This is a genomic window from Bradyrhizobium sp. Pha-3 (genome assembly GCF_042258325.1).
Taxonomy (GTDB): domain Bacteria; phylum Pseudomonadota; class Alphaproteobacteria; order Rhizobiales; family Xanthobacteraceae; genus Bradyrhizobium; species Bradyrhizobium elkanii.
Genome location: NZ_CP170151.1, coordinates 7,649,341 through 7,667,036, shown reverse-complemented (window position 1 = coordinate 7,667,036; position 17,696 = coordinate 7,649,341). Strand labels below are relative to the sequence as shown.

Annotated in this window: 17 protein-coding genes; 7 read left to right on the top strand and 10 right to left on the bottom strand. The window is 64.4% G+C overall.

The features are described from left to right. Positions 1-30 precede the first annotated feature (30 nt). Positions 31-996: a sugar-binding protein gene (locus tag ACE10X_RS36550; RefSeq protein WP_212055523.1), complete on the bottom strand. Its 966-nt coding sequence runs from the start codon at positions 994-996 to the stop codon at positions 31-33. Between the two features lie 261 nt (positions 997-1,257). On the opposite strand from ACE10X_RS36550, the gene ACE10X_RS36545 reads away from it, so the two are divergent. Continuing rightward, complete coding sequence (locus ACE10X_RS36545; protein WP_038382342.1) at positions 1,258-2,523, top strand: ROK family protein; 1,266 nt, start codon at positions 1,258-1,260, stop codon at positions 2,521-2,523. Between the two features lie 81 nt (positions 2,524-2,604). Beyond that, positions 2,605-3,363 carry an SDR family NAD(P)-dependent oxidoreductase gene (locus ACE10X_RS36540; protein ID WP_375763588.1) on the top strand — a complete coding sequence of 253 codons (759 nt, stop codon included), beginning with the start codon at positions 2,605-2,607 and terminating at the stop codon, positions 3,361-3,363. Here the strand turns inward: ACE10X_RS36540 and ACE10X_RS36535 are convergent. From ACE10X_RS36535 to ACE10X_RS36525, 3 genes are all read right to left on the bottom strand, one after another. After that, complete coding sequence (locus ACE10X_RS36535; protein WP_375763587.1) at positions 3,360-4,181, bottom strand: MetQ/NlpA family ABC transporter substrate-binding protein; 822 nt, start codon at positions 4,179-4,181, stop codon at positions 3,360-3,362. The genes ACE10X_RS36540 and ACE10X_RS36535 overlap by 4 nt on opposite strands. Before the next feature lie 79 nt (positions 4,182-4,260). Then, positions 4,261-5,601, bottom strand: a complete 1,341-nt coding sequence (locus ACE10X_RS36530) for an LLM class flavin-dependent oxidoreductase (RefSeq protein ID WP_375763586.1) — start codon at positions 5,599-5,601, stop codon at positions 4,261-4,263. Positions 5,602-5,628: 27 nt separating this feature from the next. Beyond that, on the bottom strand, positions 5,629-6,315 hold the full coding sequence (locus tag ACE10X_RS36525; protein ID WP_244435677.1) for a class I SAM-dependent methyltransferase: 687 nt from the start codon (positions 6,313-6,315) through the stop codon (positions 5,629-5,631). A 526-nt stretch (positions 6,316-6,841) separates the two neighbouring features. Here ACE10X_RS36525 and ACE10X_RS36520 point away from each other — a divergent pair. The 5 genes from ACE10X_RS36520 (at position 6,842) to ACE10X_RS36500 (ending at position 12,111) form a co-directional block, all read left to right on the top strand. Further along, positions 6,842-8,278, top strand: coding sequence for an FAD-dependent oxidoreductase (locus ACE10X_RS36520; protein ID WP_038382346.1), 1,437 nt, complete (start codon positions 6,842-6,844; stop codon positions 8,276-8,278). Positions 8,279-8,375: 97 nt separating this feature from the next. Beyond that, on the top strand, positions 8,376-9,305 hold the full coding sequence (locus tag ACE10X_RS36515; RefSeq protein ID WP_038382378.1) for a TauD/TfdA family dioxygenase: 930 nt from the start codon (positions 8,376-8,378) through the stop codon (positions 9,303-9,305). Between the two features lie 25 nt (positions 9,306-9,330). Further along, complete coding sequence (locus tag ACE10X_RS36510) at positions 9,331-10,386, top strand: ABC transporter substrate-binding protein (protein WP_375763585.1); 1,056 nt, start codon at positions 9,331-9,333, stop codon at positions 10,384-10,386. Beyond that, entirely contained in the window at positions 10,383-11,249 is an 867-nt protein-coding gene (locus ACE10X_RS36505) for an ABC transporter ATP-binding protein (protein WP_038382347.1), read from the top strand. The genes ACE10X_RS36510 and ACE10X_RS36505 overlap by 4 nt, the downstream gene beginning before the upstream one ends. Then, positions 11,242-12,111: an ABC transporter permease gene (locus ACE10X_RS36500; RefSeq protein ID WP_193375392.1), complete on the top strand. Its 870-nt coding sequence runs from the start codon at positions 11,242-11,244 to the stop codon at positions 12,109-12,111. The genes ACE10X_RS36505 and ACE10X_RS36500 overlap by 8 nt, the downstream gene beginning before the upstream one ends. 9 nt (positions 12,112-12,120) lie before the next feature. Here ACE10X_RS36500 and epsC read toward each other — a convergent pair whose 3' ends face one another. The 6 genes from epsC to ACE10X_RS36470 all read right to left on the bottom strand — a co-directional run bounded on the left by epsC (position 12,121) and on the right by ACE10X_RS36470 (position 17,568). Next, positions 12,121-13,074, bottom strand: a complete 954-nt coding sequence (gene epsC, locus ACE10X_RS36495) for a serine O-acetyltransferase EpsC (RefSeq protein ID WP_038382349.1) — start codon at positions 13,072-13,074, stop codon at positions 12,121-12,123. Positions 13,075-13,093: 19 nt separating this feature from the next. After that, a complete protein-coding gene (locus tag ACE10X_RS36490; protein WP_038382350.1) occupies positions 13,094-13,666 on the bottom strand; it encodes a flavin reductase family protein in 573 nt (190 codons plus the stop codon). Between the two features lie 137 nt (positions 13,667-13,803). Further along, positions 13,804-15,033, bottom strand: a complete 1,230-nt coding sequence (locus ACE10X_RS36485; protein ID WP_038382351.1) for an acyl-CoA dehydrogenase family protein — start codon at positions 15,031-15,033, stop codon at positions 13,804-13,806. A 42-nt stretch (positions 15,034-15,075) separates the two neighbouring features. Then, complete coding sequence (locus tag ACE10X_RS36480; protein ID WP_038382352.1) at positions 15,076-16,080, bottom strand: NrtA/SsuA/CpmA family ABC transporter substrate-binding protein; 1,005 nt, start codon at positions 16,078-16,080, stop codon at positions 15,076-15,078. Between the two features lie 10 nt (positions 16,081-16,090). After that, positions 16,091-16,816 carry an ABC transporter ATP-binding protein gene (locus ACE10X_RS36475; protein WP_038382353.1) on the bottom strand — a complete coding sequence of 242 codons (726 nt, stop codon included), beginning with the start codon at positions 16,814-16,816 and terminating at the stop codon, positions 16,091-16,093. Next, positions 16,813-17,568: an ABC transporter permease subunit gene (locus ACE10X_RS36470; RefSeq protein ID WP_085970476.1), complete on the bottom strand. Its 756-nt coding sequence runs from the start codon at positions 17,566-17,568 to the stop codon at positions 16,813-16,815. Before ACE10X_RS36470 ends, ACE10X_RS36475 begins: the two co-directional genes overlap by 4 nt. Between the last annotated feature and the right edge of the window lie 128 nt (positions 17,569-17,696).

Sequence of the window (17,696 nt, the reverse complement as noted above, 5' to 3'; positions counted from 1 at the left end):
GTGGCGGCCGGGCGTTGAAGCCGACTGAAGTTACTTCTTGAGCAGTTCCTTCAGATGTGCGGCGAACTCCGCGACGTTGGTTTTGCTGATCACCTTGGTAGGCACGATCAGCTTGCTGTCCTTCGGAATCCAGGACTTGTCGCCGTTCAGCGTCTTGATGATGTTGGTGGCGGAGAGATAGCCGAACTCGTAGGGCTGCTGCACGACCGTGGATTCGATCGTGCCGTCGGAAATGCCGCGCAGCGTCCGCTGATCCTCGTCGAAGCCGACGATCTTCACCTTACCGGCCTTGCCTGCGGCCTTCACCGCGTCATAGATCAGCGGCGTCTCGTAGCTCCACAGGCCGGACAGCAGCGCGATGTCGGGATATTTGACGAGGACGTTCTCCATGTTCGCCTTGGCCTTGGCGAAGTCCACCTGGTCGGTGAAAACGTCGACCAGTTCGACCTTGGTGCCGGCGATCGCTTCCTTGATGCCCTGCACCCGCTCGCGGGCGTTGTCGGCGTCCATCGTTCCGACGAACAGCGCGATCTTGCCGCCGTTCGGCAGCGCCTTCTTGATCTCCTCGCCGGCCTGCCGCCCTGCGGCGACGTTGTCGGTGCCGATATAGGCGAGGCGATTGCTCTGCGGCGCGTCGCTGTCCGTGGTGATCAGCACGGTCTTGGCCGCAACCTTGTTGAGTTCTTCGGTTGCATGCGGTGCATCGTCGACCGAGATCGAGATACCGGCGACGCCGCGCACCAGCAGATCGTCCAGTTCGCGCCGCTGGCCGGCCGCCGTCCCTTCATTGGTGACGATCAATTCGATATTGTAGTCCGGGTGCTCCTTCTGCGCCTTCTCAAGCCCACGGCCTGCGATGGTCCAGAAGTCGGCCGCGACATTGGTCACCAGCGCGATGGTCTTTTTCTGCTGTGCCTGTGCTACCCCCGTCGCCATCGCGAGCGCGGCAGCGCCCGCCAAGAGCGGCACGATCAATTCTCTCGTTGAGACCTTCATATGCACCTCCCTGTCGACACCCCCGGTGAGGGGATTTCAGGCCCGGCGCTTTTCACGCCTTATTTTATTCACGTAACTAATAAATTAGCGCGACAAAATGTCCAGTCAAGGATGTTCATACCCACTTCTTCAAGCGTTAATAGTATGAGGGTGATGTATTTCAGCCTCTGTCTGCGCTTTTCGGCCCATATCTGAGTAACCCGCGTTGAATCTGAGTAACCCGCGTTGAATAATTTCATCAAGAGAATTAAAAAAGCCAATATGAACGAGCAGTCCGAGCCGTTGAGACGTGCTTCGAGCCTGGCCCGCGGATCGAACCCCGGCCGTCTCGTCGAGGTCTTGCGACGCCAAGGGCCGTTGCCGAGGGTCGAGCTCACACGCAGCACGGGCCTGAGCTTCCCGGCCATTTCGGCCATCACGTCGAAGCTGATGGCGGAAGACCTGCTGTGCGAAGCCGAGACAGATGCGGCGACGCTGTGGCCTGACGATGCCGACGAAGAGGATGCGGATGGCGGCCGTCGCCGCGGCCGGCCGGCCGTCTTGCTGACCCTGAATCCCGAGTTCGGCCGCATCATCGCCGTCTCTCTGCGCATGAATCTGGTCGAGACATTGATCGCCGATTTCAGCGGCTCCGCCCTGGCGCAATCGCGACTTGAACTCGCGACGCGCGCGCTCGATGCAGGCGCATTATGCGATCTCGTGATCGCACAGATCGACGCCATGCTTGAGGCGACCGCCACGCCGCGGCATCGGTTGCTCGGAATCGGGATAGCGCTGCAGGGCATCGTCGACGGCGACACCGGCCGGCATCTGTGGAGCCCGGCGCTGTCGATCACCGATGTCGATCTTGCCAATCCGATCCGCCAGGCGTTCGGTGTCGAGGTCGTGATGGCGAACGACGCGGTCGCGGTCGCGCTTTCCCTCGCAGCTGCCGAACCGGCACTGGCGCAGGGCCTCACGGCCACGATCATGGTGGGCCACGGCGTCGGCATGGGCATCATTGTCGACGGTGAAGCGCGCTGGGGGGCGGGCGCGGGCAGTGAGATCGGTCATGTCAAGTTGGCGCTGAACGGCCCGCAATGCCGCTGCGGTCAGCGCGGCTGCATCGAGGCCCATCTTGCCGACTACGCGCTTTACCGCGATGCCCGCACCTTTCTCGACCTGCCGCCGGCGGCGTCGCAGCAACCGTCCGAGGCGCAGATGGCTCTGCTGCGCGATCGGGCACGGAGCGGGGATTCCCGCCTCGAGCACTTGTTCCAGCAGGCGGGCCACGCGCTTGCCGAGGCGGTCGCCACGACGATATCGGTGCTGCGCCCGCATCACGTCATCCTCGCAGGTCCCGGCCTGCAGGCATTCGACATGATGCGCAGTGCCTATGAAGAACGGCTCGACCAGGCGGTGCTGCCGTGGTTGCTCAAGTCCACGGCGATATATGTGCGTCCAAGCGAGTCGGCGACCATCGTCGACGGCATGGTGCGGCGGACGCTGCGGGTCGTGGACCGCAGCCTCATGGAGACGACCGAGTGAATCTCGGGATTTGTGGCCCTTTTGCTTGAGCCGCAGCAACGCAACCGACGCCCTTCAGGCGCCAAAATCGAGAGGAAGCCAATGCAGGGCGCCATCTATCCAAGTCTCAAGGACCGGACCGTGCTGGTCACTGGCGGCGGTTCCGGCATTGGCGAGGCGCTCGTCCGCCAGTTCATCGGCCAGGGCGCGCGGGTCGGCTTCATCGACATCAACCTGACGGCCTCGGAGCAGCTGCTGTCCGATCTCGGGGCACAAGCCCGCGTGCACTTCGAACATGCCGATCTGCGCGACATCTGCGCGCTGCGGCGCGCAGTCGCCGGCATCCGCGAGGCGCTCGGGCCGGTCACCATCCTGGTCAACAATGCGGCCCGCGACGACCGTCACGCGATCGAGGACGTCACACCGGAATTCTGGGACGAGCGGATCGCCGTCAACCTGAAGCACCAGTTCTTCAGCGCCCAGGCGGTCGCGCCGGACATGAAGCAGGCAGGCGGCGGTTCGATCGTCAACATTGGCTCGGTGAGCTGGGTGATCGGCCAGGGCAACATGCCCTGCTACACAACGGCCAAATCAGCCGTTCAGGGCCTCACCCGGGCGCTGGCCCGCGATCTCGGGCCGCACAACATACGGGTCAATTCCATCCTGCCCGGATGGATCATGACCCAGCGGCAGCAGGATCTGTGGTTGACGCCTGAAGGCGTGGCCGAGCTGATGCAGCGCCAATGCCTCAAGCGCAAACTCGTGCCTGATGACATCGCCCGCGTCGTGCTGTTCTTCGCTGCCGATGACAGCGGCGCCTGCACCAACCAGAGCCATATCGTCGATGGTGGTTGGGTCTAGCGCTTCAGGTAATCCGGCAGGGTAAACCCGTCGTAGAACCGGTCGGACAGGATCGCGGTCTTGAACGTCTGTGATTTGTAGCCGGCGACGATGTCCTGCGCCCACGGTGAGCCCGCATTGGCCTGCTTCACCGCGACCACATTGATATAAGGCGTCGTCATCTTCTCCAGGGCGAATGCGTTGGTCAGCTTCAGGCCGCTGTAGATCGCGAAGTTGCCCTGGATGGCGGCGAAATCAACGTCGTCGAGCGCGCGTGGCGCCTGTGCTGCTTCCAGCGGCACGATCTTGATGCCGCCGGGGTTCTTGATCACGTCGAGTTCGCTGACATCGACCGGCTTGGAGTCGCGAATCTCGACGAGGCCGAGATCGCGCAGGATCCAGAGCGCGCGCTGCAGATTGACGGGATCGTTGGGCACGGCCACGGTCGAGCCGGGCTTGATCGGGGAGCCGACCGGGTGCTTCTTCGAGTAAAGCCCCATCGGGGGCGTCGGGACGTGGACGATGCCGACGAGGTCGGTCTGCTGCCGCTCGTTGTACGAGTTCAGGAAGATCGTGTGCTGCATGACGTTGGCGTCGATCTCGCCCTTGAACACCGCGTTGTTGGCTTCCAGCCCGGTCGAGAATTCGACATAGCGGATACGGTAGCCCTTCTTCTCGAGTTCCGGCGCGACGCCAACCTTGAATTCGTCGATATAGGGGCCCGGTACGAAGCCGACTTTCAGATCGGATTTGACTGATGTCTCCGCATGCAGCGCGACGCCGGCAAGAGCACCGAGAATGAGCAGGGTCGAAACGAACAGGACGCGCGCAGTGGTCATTGAATTCTCAAATCCTTGGGCTGTGGGCAAACAGCGATTTGGCCGACGAGAGGTCGGCGGTTTCGAGCACGTCAGGCGATCAGGCGATCGCCTTGATCGATCCGGAAAACGGGCTTTGCGGCCGGCTCAATCCGTAATGGTCGCGCAGCGTCGTGCCGCCGTACTCGTCGCGGAACAGGCCGCGCTTGCGCAGGATCGGCACGACCTGCTCGGCGAAGATATCAAACCCGCCGGGTAGCCAGGGCGGCATCACGTTGAAGCCGTCGGCCGCGCCATTCTCGAACCAGGTCTGGATGTTGTCGGCGATTTTCTCCGGCGGGCCCGCAATCACCCAGTGGCCGCGCGCTCCGGCGAGACGCTGCACGAGCTGGCGGATGGTCGGCTGCTCGCGATCGACGATGTCGACCACGAGCTTGAAACGGCTGGCGACCCCGCGGGCGCTGCCGGTGTCGATCAGGTGACGCGGGAAGGGATCGTCGAGGTCGAAGCCGGAGAGGTCGAGCCCGATCATCTGGCGAAGCTGGGTCAACGAGTATTCCGGCTGGATCAACTCGTTGAACTCGTCCTGCAACCGGTCGGCTTCGGCCTGCGTGCTGGCGATGAACGGGCTGATGCCCGGCAGGATCTTGACCTGATCGGGGCTGCGGTCGAAGGCACGTGCCTGCCGCTTGATGTCCGCATAAAACTCCTGGGCGCTTGCCAGCGTCTGATGCGCAGTGAAGATCGCTTCGGCAAAGCGCGCGGCAAAGGCGCGTCCGTCATCGGACGAGCCCGCCTGGACATAGACCGGCCGTCCCTGCGGCGTCCGCGAGATATTGAGCGGGCCGCGCACCCGGAAATGCTTTCCGACGTGATCGATCGGATGGATCTTTCCCGTATCGGCGAAAATGCCGGATGCGGGATCGTTCACCACCGCGTCATCTTCCCAGCTGTCCCACAGCCGCGTGATAACATCGAGGTATTCCCGCGCCCGCTCGTAGCGTTCGTGGTGCGGCGGATGCTCGGGCAAGCCAAAGTTCTGCGCCGCTTGTGCCGTGCTGGTCGTGACGATGTTCCAACCGGCCCGGCCGCCGCTGAGGTGATCCAGCGACGCGAACAGGCGGGCCAGGTTGTAGGGCTCGGTGTAGGTCGTCGACGCGGTCGCGATCAGGCCGATCCGTTTCGTGGCGACGGCGATTGCGGCCAGCCAGGTGATCGGCTCGAACCGGAATCGTTGTGCGTAGCGAACATTGTCGGCCAGCGCCGGGCCGTCGGCGAAGAAGATCGCGTCGAATTTCTGGGCCTCGGCGCGCTGCGCCAGCTCCTGATAGTAGGTAACGTCAAGGATGCGATCCGCCGCAGAGCCCTTGTAGCGCCATGCCGCCTCGTGATGGCCGCCGGGATAGATAAAGAGGTTGAGGGAAAGCTGTCGTTTGCTCATCTCGGATCTCGTGAGTTCTGCCGATCGTTATTGGTGGGACGGCGCCTTGTGCGCAAACGCGAAGCGCAGGTACCGCTCCAGCTTCAAACCTTCGGGCGTACGTTTTTCTTCGACAAGGCGCGCGAAGGTGCGTCGCACCAGGTCGCGCTCGTGAGGGGTGAACGCTTCGAGGAAATTGCCGAATGCGCTCGCTTCCGACCACTGCAGCAGCGATGCGGCATCGTCGTGGATATCGATCAGCGCGCGCAACTCGCTACGGTAACCGGCGAAGCCGTGTGCCACGAACAGCAATTTGAGCTCCTCGTCGGTCGATCCGAGCACCGGGTTGGAGTCCTGGCGATCGCCGGCAAGACCCGCCTCGACGATGGCGCGACGAAGCAGCAGGCGCGACTGGTGCGGCCTGGACGGATCCTGCACATTCAATCCGAGGCGGCCGCCGGGCTTGAGCACGCGCCGGATCTCCCGCAGCGCGCGATCCTTGTCGGAGATCCAATGGAAGACGCTGTTGAGATAGATTGCGTCGAACTGCGCGTCGTCGAAGCCCGACAGATCCTCGGCGCGCCCGGTGGCGAACTGGAGGTTATCCCCCCGCCGGAGGCGCGCAATTTCGATGCGGCCGGCAAGTGGGTCGATACCGATCACGCGGCCGTCCGGGCCGACCAGTCCGGCCACGAATTCCGCAAGCCGGCCGGTTCCCGTCCCGATGTCGAGCACGTGCTCGCCGGACTTGATGGCGAGCGGCCCGATCAGGAACTTGCCGTGGCGAAATTGAACGAGTCCCGCCTCATCATAGGAGCGGGCGAGCTCCGGAGTATCGTGTTCAAGGCTGATGTCGCCAACAGTTCGCGGCATTTCGAGAGACCCATCGTTGCTCGCCGCGCGTCGACGTCAGGCGCGTGCGTTGCGGCAGACTCTATGTCGACTGCGATGAAATGAATTTGCATTGTTGCGCGGCAAGCGAGCATGAACGTGACGAGTTCGTCGTTCACCGGAGATGAGTGCGATCGCGCCGATCCGGGCGGTGCATGATTTGGGAGGTTTTCCCAATCGATCGCGCCGATCCCGCACGTCGCAATGCACATGAGACGATCGGTCAGGCGGCGATCATCGCAAATATTTCAATGCCCGCGTTGTCCACGACGCGAACATTGCCTGCTATCGAAAACAAAGCTGGTTTCGTTTCATTGACTGAATGTCGATCGCTTTTACGATTTGCAACGTCAAAGCGAGGTGGTCATTCATGCCGCAATCCGATCCTGACAGCGTCGCCCGCGAGGCCCTCCGGCTGATTGGGGCCGACCCGCAGAACTGGGTGCCTGATCGCGACGGGATCGATCACAACGTCGTCGTGGTCGGCGGTGGCCAGTCCGGTGCGGCGTTCGCGTTTGCGCTTCGGCGCGCCGGGATCGGCAAGGTTTCGGTGATCGATGCCGCCGCCGACGCCAGCAAGGCCGGCGTGTGGCTGACGAGCGCACGAATGCACAAGCTCCGTACCCCGAAGACGCTTCCAGGTCCGGAGCTCGGTCTGCCCGGTCTTGGTTTCCAGGCATGGTATGAAGCACGCCATGGCGCGGCGGCCTTCGACGCGCTCGATCGGATTCCGCGGCTTGACTGGGCGGCTTATCTCGACTGGTATCGCCGCGTGACTGGCGCCGGCATTCGTTACGGTACGCGGCTGCTCCGCATCGAGCCCGCAGCCGATCATCTGCGGTTACATCTGGAGCGGAGCGGGGTCACGTCCGTCGAGACCACGCGCAAGCTGGTGCTCGCAACCGGTTTTGCGGGTAGCGGGGGCGCTTATGTCCCTGATGCGCTGCGGGCCCTGCCGAAGCGATTCCATGCGCATACATCGGAGAAGATCGATTTCAGGTCGCTGCGTGGTCTCTCCGTTGCGGTGGTCGGGAGTGCTGCGTCGGCCTTCGATGCGGCGGCCGCGGCCCTTGAGGCCGGAGCGCGTGACGTTCATCTGTTTGCGCGCCGGGAGACCTTGGCCGCGTTGCCGGTCATTCGGATCCGCAGCTACCCGGGAGCCTATGACAATTATGGCAGCTTGCCCGATGCGGTGCGCTGGCATCAGGCGATCCGGTTCAGGCAAGCTGGGTCGACCCCGCCGCCGGATGCGATCTCGCGCGCGGTCGCCTTTCCCAATTTTCATCTGCATCTGGGCGCGCCATGGACCTCGGCGCAATTGAAGGGGGTACGGCCGGTCGCCATTACTCCGCAGGGTGAGTTCGCGTTCGATTTCGCGATTGCGGGGACCGGCTATTCCGTCGATCTTGGCGCGCAGTCCGAGCTCGGCGATTTCGCCGACGAAATCCTGCTGTGGCGAGATCGCTTCGTGCCGCCTGACGGCGAAAAAGACGATGGCTTGGCAGCCTATCCTTATCTCGGGTCCGGGCACGAGTATCTCGAGAAAGTTCCGGGCCGCGCGCCGTATCTGAAGGACATTCACGTCTTCAACCCGGCAGCATTCGTCAGCTTCGGCCTGCCGATCGGCGACGTTCCAAGCTTCAAGCGCGACATTCCGGGGATCACGGCCAGGATCAGCCGCGATCTGTTCCTGGCCGACCTCGCATCTCACGAAGCGCGCATCAACGGAGAGATCGCGGAGGATTTCACCGCCGAGCTCTATGCGCCGGCTGTCTGGCGGCCGCCGCAGCCCGTCGCGGCGGAATAGCGAGGATCACGACCACATCATTCATCTCCGCCGTCGTTTCCGCGACCGGCGCATGGCGGAGCCTTGTCCAGGGGATCGCGGCGACGAGACCAACATCATGAGCAACACGACCACCATCGACAACCTCATTCCGCGCGCCGACATCGTCAAGCGTGCTGCCCGGCTTGGTGCCGAGATCAAGAATGTGAAGCTGTCGGGTGACGTTCCCGACGCGGTCATCCGTGCCATCAACCAGGTGCTGCTCGAGCACAAGGTGATCTTCTTTCGCGACCAGGGGCACCTCGACGACGCCGAGCAGGAGCGCTTCGCGGTCAGGCTCGGCAAACTGGTGCCGCATCCGACCATCGGCCCGAGCAAGGGCACGTCGTCGATCCTCGAGCTGGATTCGGGGCGTGGTGGCGGCCGCGCGGACCAATGGCATACCGACGTCACCTTCGTCGATGCCTATCCGAAGATCTCGGTGCTGCGCGGCGTGGTGATTCCGCCCTATGGCGGTGACACCGTCTGGTCGAACACGGCGGCGGCCTATCTCGATCTGCCTGCACCGTTGCGCAAGCTCGCCGACGAGCTCTGGGCGGTTCACAGCAATGCCTATGATTACGCGGTGAAGTCTCGCGCCACCGACGCCGACAGACAGCATTTCGACGAGGTATTCACCGGGACGATCTATGAGACCGAGCATCCGGTCGTGCGCGTCCATCCCGAAACGGGCGAGCACACGCTGGTGCTTGGCAATTTCGTCCAGCGCTTTGTCGGCCTGCCCAAATATGACGGCCAGAAGCTGTTCGATCTGTTCCAGTCTCACATCACGGCTCCGGAGAACACCGTGCGCTGGAGCTGGCGGGCCGGAGACGTCGCGATCTGGGACAATCGCGCGACCCAGCATTACGCAGTCAATGACTACGGCGAGCAGCATCGCGTGGTGCGCCGCGCCACCATCGATGGCGAGGTTCCGGTCAGCGTCGACGGCCGCCACAGCGTGACGCGGATCAAATCGCCGAAGCCGCAGGCGGCGAAGGCCGCCTGAGTTTGTCGCCTATTGGAGCAACACGATGAATGCCATCATTCGAATTCTGCGCGCGCGGCGAGTCGCCGCGCGCCGGGCGGCGCGATTGCTGCTGGCCGGCGCCTTTGCGTTGGGCCTGATCGCTCCGGCCTTCGCCGAGCCACCGCTTGAGAAGACCGAGATCCGCTATCAGGGCTGGGCCGGGCAGGTGACGTTCACCGAGCTCGCCGAGGACCTCGGCTACCTCGCGCCCCTCAAGCTCAAATGGGTCGGCAACACTATCAGCGGACCGCAGGACATCCAGACCGTCGTCACCGGCGACATCGACGTCGGCGGCGCTTTCTATGGCGCGATTATCAAGCTGATCGCGGCCAAGGCGCCGATCAAGGCGGTGGTCGGCTACTACGGTTCCGACGCGAACACCTATTACGGCTACTATGTGAAGGACGACAGTCCGATCAAGACGGCCCGCGACCTGATCGGCAAGAAGGTCGCGGTCAATACGCTTGGCGCCCATCTGGAGTTCGTGCTGCGTGAGTATCTGGCGCGGAACGGCCTCAGCGCCGGCGAGGCCAAGCAGGTGACATTGGTGGCGGTCCCACCCGTCACCGGCGAGCAGGCGCTGCGGCAAGGGCAGGTCGAGGTGAGCGCGCTCAGCGGCGTGTTGCGCGACAAGGCGCTGGAGCGTGGCGGGATCCGTTCGCTCTTCAACGATACCGATCTGTTCGGACAATTCACCGGCGGTGCCTATGTGCTGGGGGAGAAGTTCATCAAGGACAATCCGAACACCGCCCGCAAGCTGGTTGAGGGGATTTCGCGGGCCATCCAGTGGGCGCAGACGACGCCGCCCGATGAAGTGCGGGCCCGCTTCGACCGGATCATCGCAGAGCGCAAGCGCAACGAGGATGCCTCCTCGATCAAGTACTGGAAGAGCACCGGCGTCGCGTCCAAGGGCGGCGTGATCTCGGATGCCGAGCTGCAGGTCTGGATCGACTGGCTGGTCAAGGACGGCCTGCTCAAGCCGGGCCAGATCAAGGCCTCTGACACCTACACCAACGAGTTCAACTATTTCCGTCCCGGAAGGACGGCGGAGGCGCGATGACGTCGGTCAAGATCAGTTTTGACAAGGTCCGCAAGGAGTTCGTCACCCGAGGCGAGGGAGGCCGGCCGGCGGGCCGTTTCACCGCGCTCGAGGACATCACGTTCGACGTCCGCGCCGGCGAATTCCTGGCCCTGGTCGGTCCAAGCGGTTGCGGCAAGTCGACATTGCTCGATCTGCTCGGCGGGCTTGCGACGCCGACCAGCGGCCGCATCCTGCTCGACGGCCGGCCGATCGTCGGGCCCGGACGCGACCGCGGTGTCGTGTTCCAGCAATACGCGCTGTTTCCATGGCGTACCGCCGCGCAGAACGTCGAGTTCGGGCTCGACATTGCCGGCCTCAAGCCGAAGCAGCGCGGGGAGATCGCGCGGCACTTTCTCGACCTGGTCGGGCTGTCCGGTTTTGCCGACCGTTATCCGCACGAGCTTTCCGGCGGCATGAAGCAGCGCGTCGCGATCGCGCGCAGCGTTGCCTATGATCCGGAGGTGCTGCTGATGGACGAGCCGTTCGCCGCGCTCGATGCCCAGACGCGCGAAACGCTGCAAGGCGAGCTGCTGCGAATCTGGCGTGCCACCGGCAAGACCATCATCTTCATCACCCATGGCATCGACGAGGCCGTCGTGCTCGGCCAGCGCGTGGCGGTCATGACGTCGCGTCCGGGCCGGATCAAGGAGATTGTCGACATCCCCGCGGCCTTGCGCAGCGAAGCCGAGGACGTGCGCTCGCTGCCGGAATTCGGCCGCGTGCGCCATGAGATCTGGAGCCTGCTCCGCGAGGAAGTGCAGAAGGCGCAGCAGGGGCAATCGGCGGGCAGGGTCAGCGCAGGCCGTGTCGAGCGTGAAGTAAAGGAAGTCGCTCATGTCTAGCCTGGAGATGCTGACATTGCTGGAGCTCGCGCATGGACGGCGAGACGAGCACGCGGCGGCGGCGCGGTCACCGCTGGTGAGCGCGGCCCGCGCCGCGACCCGCGGTCTGGCAGCTTTCGGGCGCCGTTCCCTGCTGCTGATCGCCCTTCTTGCGATCTGGGAGGCCGCGCCCAGGCTCGGCTTGATCGACGCGGTGTTTCTGCCGCCCTTCTCTGATGTCATCGCCGCAGGCTGGCAGCTCGCGCAAACCGGCGAGCTCTATGACGACGCCTCAGCGAGCCTGCTCCGCGCCCTGAGCGGGTTTCTGGTGTCGGTCGTGCTGTTCGTCCCGCTCGGGCTGGCCGTCGGCTGGTACACAAGGCTCGGCGATCTCCTGAACCAGTTCATCGAAATTTGCCGCAATACCGCGCCGCTCGCGCTGTTGCCGGTGTTCATCCTGCTGCTCGGCATCGGCGAGCTCTCGAAGGTCACGATGGTGGTCTATAGCTGTGCCTGGCCGCTCCTGCTCAACACCATTGCCGCGGTGAAGCAAGTCGATCCGCTCTTGATCAAGTCGGCGCGGACCATGGGCGCGACCCCGCAGCAGCTGTTCCGCAAGGTGATCCTTCCGGCGGCGCTGCCGACGATCTTTGTCGGCATTCGCCTCGCCAGTGCGTCAGCCATGCTGGTGCTGGTCGCTTCCGAGATGGTCGGCGCCAAGGCCGGCCTCGGCTATCTCATCATCAACAGCCAGTACAGCTTCCTAATCCCGCAGATGTATTTCGGCATAATCGGGATCACCGTGATCGGGTTGGCATTCAATGCCGTCCTGGAGGCGTTGGAACGGCGCTTGATGCGATGGAAGGCACAGGTCGCGGCGTGAGGCCGTGGTTCAGGCGCCACTCGAACTGTTTCGTGCGGTGGCCTGCGTCACAATGCTGTTCGGCGGCACGTCCTTGGTCAGCCAGACGTTGCCGCCGATGGTCGACCCGCGGCCGATCGTGATCCGGCCGAGTATGGTTGCGCCGGCGTAGATCACGACGTCATCCTCGACGATCGGATGGCGGGCGTCGCCCTTGAGCAAATGGCCCTCGTCGTCGGTCGGGAAATGCCGAGCGCCGAGCGTGACGGCCTGATAGACCCGGACGTTGTTGCCGATGATGGCGGTTTCGCCGATCACGACGCCGGTTCCGTGATCGATGAAGAATCCGGAGCCGATCCGGGCGCCGGGATGGATATCGATGCCGGTCCTTGTGTGGGCGATCTCCGACATCAGGCGCGCCACCAGCCGCGCGCCGATCTGGTAAAGCAGATGGGCAAGGCGATGGTGGATGATGGCGGTCATCCCGGGATAGCCGATCAGGATCTCGGGAAAATTCCGCGCCGCCGGGTCGCCAACGAATGCCGCCCGCAGATCGTTGATCAGAAGTCCGCGGACCGACGGCAGTTGGGTGGCGAATGCGCGTGTCAGCTCGATCGCCTCTTCGTGCGCAAAGCCCGGCTCCAGCTCGTCGCCAACGAACAGCGCGCCGCGATGGATCTGCGCGCCGAGCGAATCCAATGCTGTGCTCAGCGTATTGCCGACGAAATAGTCGATATTCTCGCCGTCGAGGTCCGATTGGCCGTAGTGACGCGGGAACAGCGCCTCGGTGAGGCCATCCAGGATCGCCTCCAGCGCGTCGCGCGAGGGGGCACGGCGAGCCTCGCCGTCTTGCCGGATGCTGTGGGTCTCCTCCCGCGACGTGCGCAACTCGGCCACGATCCGGTCGAGCTGCCAGCGGCCTGGTGGTCTGCTGACCGCGCCGGCCGTTGACGGAGGCGACGCTGGCGGCAATTCGCGTTTCATGCTGCACCCTTTCTCTGTTCTAACGGACATGGGCCAGAGGAATGCTGACTTCGGCCAATAGGTCGAGATCGGCTTCGTGATCGATCTGGACATACTGTCCATTCCAGTAAGTGAGGCCGGACAGCCGATGCGACAATTCCATGCTGGCGAGGCGGCCCACGATGATGCCATGGGAATGCCGCTCGATGATCTCCTCGACCTGGCATTCGATCATCGCAAGCGACCGCTGCAGCAACGGCACGCCCGAGGCTCCATGGGTCCAGTCGGTGCCCTCGAAGCGTTCCCTGCCTTTCAGCCGGCCATTGCTGAAGCGCTCGGCCAGGGCCTGCTGGTCGGAGCCGAGGATGTTGACACCGAACAGCCGATGGCGGGCGATCGGCGCGAAGGACGACGCCTGCCGGTTGATGCTAACCAGCAACCGGGGTGGGCTGGCGCTGAGCGACGTCAGCGAGGTCACCGTCATGCCGGTGATGTCCTCACCCTGTCCTGCGGTGATGATGCAAACGCCGCCCGGGAGGCGGCGCATGACAAGGCGAAATTGACGCTCGATCTCGTGGTCGGCGTCGACAAGATGAATATCCGGCCTGCTCATCGGGATTCTCCCTTGCATTGCCTCGCCGGATTGGACCTCGCCAGAGCGTTTTCGAGCGAAGTGGATACCGGTTCGCATGAGGAAAACGCATCAAACAACAATCCAGAGCTCCGTTCCGATTCGATCGGAGCGGGGCTCTAGAAGAAGCCCTTGGCGGGTAGCGGCGTGCCGCTGATCTCGTATTGTCCGATCGAGCGCGCCTTGAAGGTGTTTGGATTGTGCGACGCCAGCGTGCGCGCGTTGCGCCAGTGGCGGTCGAAATTGGTCGCCTTCTTGGTGGCCGATGCACCGCCGACGTCGAACAGCAGGCTGCCGCTCCGGATCGCGAATTCGTCCGCAACGATCTTGGCCTTGGCTGACAGCAGCGCGGCCTTGTGCGCGGCATCGACGGCGTTTTCGTCGCCTGCATCGAAAGCGTCGGTGGCGGCATCGAGCGCCTCCGCGGCGGCAAGCACCACGGTCTCGGCGGCGAATGCGCCGCTGGCGATCTGGCCGACGGTCTGTTGCAGCAGCGGGTCGTCCGCCGGAACTTCGCTCGGCGCGTAATAGAATGTCCGCTTGCGGGTCCGCACCAGGGCGCTGGCGTCGCGCAGCACGGCGCGCGCGATGCCGGCATTGATCGCGGTCAGGAACAGCTGGGCAAATGTGTTGGAGTAGGGAATGCCATAGCCGGTGTCCGGTGCATCGAACACGACCTCCTGGCGCTTGACGCGCACGTTGCGGAAGTGAGTGGTGCCGGTCGCCGTCAGCCGCTGCCCGAGGCCGTCCCAGTCGTCGATGAGCTCAATGCCTTCGCGGTTGACCGGAATCAGCACGGCGGCATTGGTGGCGGATGCGTCGGCGGTGCGAACGAGGACGTAGTCCGAATACAGCGTGCCGGTGCTGTAGTATTTCGTGCCGTTGAGCAAATAGTCGTCGCCGTCGGCAGTGAGTGTCGTGTTCGGCGTGACGTTGCCGACCTTCGGCGTGTCGAGTTCGGTCGCCGCAAGCCCGATGATCGCGCCGTCGGCGACTGCCTTCTGCCACTGCCTGTGCTGATCGTCCTTCGGCCGGCGCACCAGGCGTTCGACGACGCTGAAATGGTTGCGCAGGATATGCGCGACATTGGCGTCGGCCTCGCCGAGACCGATGACGATCTCGAACAATGCGCGAATCGACAGACCGGCGCCGCCGGATTCGGTCGGAAGCCGCAACGCGCCGAGGCGGGCCTTGCGAATGAGATCGATTTGCGCGAACGGCAGGACGCGCTCGCGTTCGCGGTCGGCGGCGCCTTCCGCGATGCGGCCAAGCAGCGCGTCGATATTGGGCGCGTGGCTGCGGAGGCGGTCGGAAGGCTCCAGCGAGGTAGCGGATAAGGGCTTGTTCATTGGTGTCACTCGAAGCGCGTTGATTAGTCGGACGGTTGTTGATCAGACCTGGGCCAAATGGTCGGTGACCTTGATCGGCTCCGGAAGCACCTTGCGCGCGACCAGCCAGTCGGCGGCCCTCTGCAGCTCGGCGAGGAAGTTTTCGTCGTTGGCGGCGAAGTAGCGATACTGCCGGTTCAATGCGATGAACCGGTCGCGGACCTGGTCGCTGTATTTGCCGGCCTTTTGCGCGATGTATTCGGCATCCTTGCTGTTCGCGGAGATCCACTTGCCCTCGGCGCGGAAGGCATCGTTGACGGCCCGGACCAGCGCAGGATTGTCGGTCGCGAATTTTCGGGTGGTCAGGTAGGACGTGTAGTCGATCTGGAACTCGAGATCGCGACCTTCCAGGAAGACGTCGTGCGCCTTGTATTCGAGCCGCGCGATGTCGACGCCCGGGCTCCACATCGACCAGGCGTCGACCTTCCCGGAGGCCAGCGCCGGCGCTGCGTCCGGCGGGTTGAGATAGACGAACGTCACCTTGGAGCGGTCGACCTTGTGCTTCTCGAGCGCCGCAACCAGCAGGAATTCGCCGAGACCCGAACGGTTCACCGCCACCGACTTGCCGACGAGATCCTCGACCTTGTTTATGCCGGAGTCATCCCGCGCAATGATCGCAGTGGTGCGCGGCTCGTAGACCACGAATTGCGTGAACACCAGCGGCGAGCCGGCGATGATCGCGGCGAGTGCCGGCGTCGTGCTGCCGCCGAAGCTGAAATCGGCGCTGCCGCCGGTCACAGCCTGCAGCGTCGGTGCATGATTGGGGAACGGCCCGAGCCACTCGACCTTGATGCCGTCCCTGGCCAGCAGCTTCTCGAACTCGCCGCGCTCCTTGGCGATCAGATTGAGGCCGCTCAAACCCCAGGTCAGACGTACAGTGTCGGTGACGCGGCCGGTCGCCGCATGCGCCGGCTCGGACAGGTCAAAGCCGGCAAGCGCGCCGATGCCGAAGGCGGCGCCGCCAAGGAAGCTGCGGCGGGTGGGGTTGGTGAACCGTAGGATAGACATCGAGTGGTCCTCAGGCAGGAATGGGGTGAGAGGCGCCGACGCCGAGCTCCGCCAGCAGGTCGGTGCGGGCGATCGGCGCTGCGCCGTTACGTTTCATGCGACGCTCGAACGCGATCCGGCCCTCGCGCATCACCAGGATGCGGTCGGCGAGCGCGATCGCCTCGTCGACGTCGTGGGTGACCAGGAGAACGCCGGGCCGATGGACGGCGACCAGCTCGCGCACCAGATCGTGCATTCGAATGCGGGTCAGCGCGTCGAGCGCGGCAAAGGGCTCATCGAGCAAGAGCAGCTCGGGCTCCTGCACCAGCGCGCGCGCCAGCGCCACGCGCTGCGCCTGTCCGCCCGAGAGGTTGCGCGGCCAGTCATCGAGACGGCCGCCGAGTCCGACCTCGGTGAGCGCGGTGGCGGCGCGCTGACGGGCGTCGCTCGCATTGAGGCCGAGCGAGACGTTGCGCCACAGACTGTCCCACGGCAGCAAGCGGTGCTCCTGGAAAACGACGGCCGGCCGCCGTGGTGCCGTGATGCGCCCGCCGTCGATCGCATCGAGGCCGGCCAGCGCCCGCAGCAGCGTAGTCTTGCCGCACCCGCTTTCGCCGAGCAGGACGACGAACTCGCCGCGCTCGATTCGCAGGTTGAGATTCTCGATCACCACGCGGCTGCCATAGGCGCGACGTAGTCCCGTCACCACGACGGCCGGCGCAATCGCGGCCGGTGAGGGTACGGCGTGCAGCGTCATCGCGCGCCTCCATAGTTCGGATGCCAGGCCAATAGCCGTCGCTCCAGGGCGCGCGCGATGCCGTCGGCGGCGACACCGATCAGCGCATAGATCACGATCGTCAGCACTATCACGTCGGTGCGCAGGAACTCGCGCGCATCCATGGCGAGAAAGCCGATGCCGGACTGCGCGCCGATGGTCTCCGCGACCACCAGCGCCAGCCACGCGGTCGCCAGCGCATAGCGCACACCGGTCAGGATCGAGGGCAGGGCGCCGGGCAGGATGACGCGCCGGATCAGCTCGAGCGTTCCGAGGCCCTGGACGCGGCCGAGCTCGAGCAGCTTCGGGTCGACCTGCCGGATACCCAGCGTGGTGTTGATGTAGATCGGGAAGGCAACGCCGAGGGCGACCAGGAAGACCTTCTGAGCTTCGCCGACGCCGAGCCAGACGATCACCAGCGGCAGCGCGGCGAGAAACGGAATCGCGCGGATCATCTGGATGCTGCGGTCGATCGCGGCTTCCGCGATTCGCGAGAAGCCCACGAGGATGCCGAGCGCGAATCCGACGCTGCCGCCGATCGCAAAACCGGCCGTTGCGCGCAGCAGGCTAACGCCGAGGTCGTTCAGCAGGCTTCCGGACGTCGCCAGCTTGAATGCCGTCCGGACGACCTTGCTCGGTGCCGGCAGCACCTGCGGCGAGAGCCAGCCGGCCTGCGCCAGCAATTCCCAGACGATCAGAAGCACGACCGGGGCGAGCCACGACAGCAGCAGCATGCCGCGCCGGCCGATCTCTACTCGTGGCTTCCGGGACGGCGAGGCGGTTTGATCGCTGCGCGGCGTTGAATCAAACGCGATTGATGGCGCAGCCTGTTCGAGGTTGCTCAAGTCTGTTCGGTCCTCAT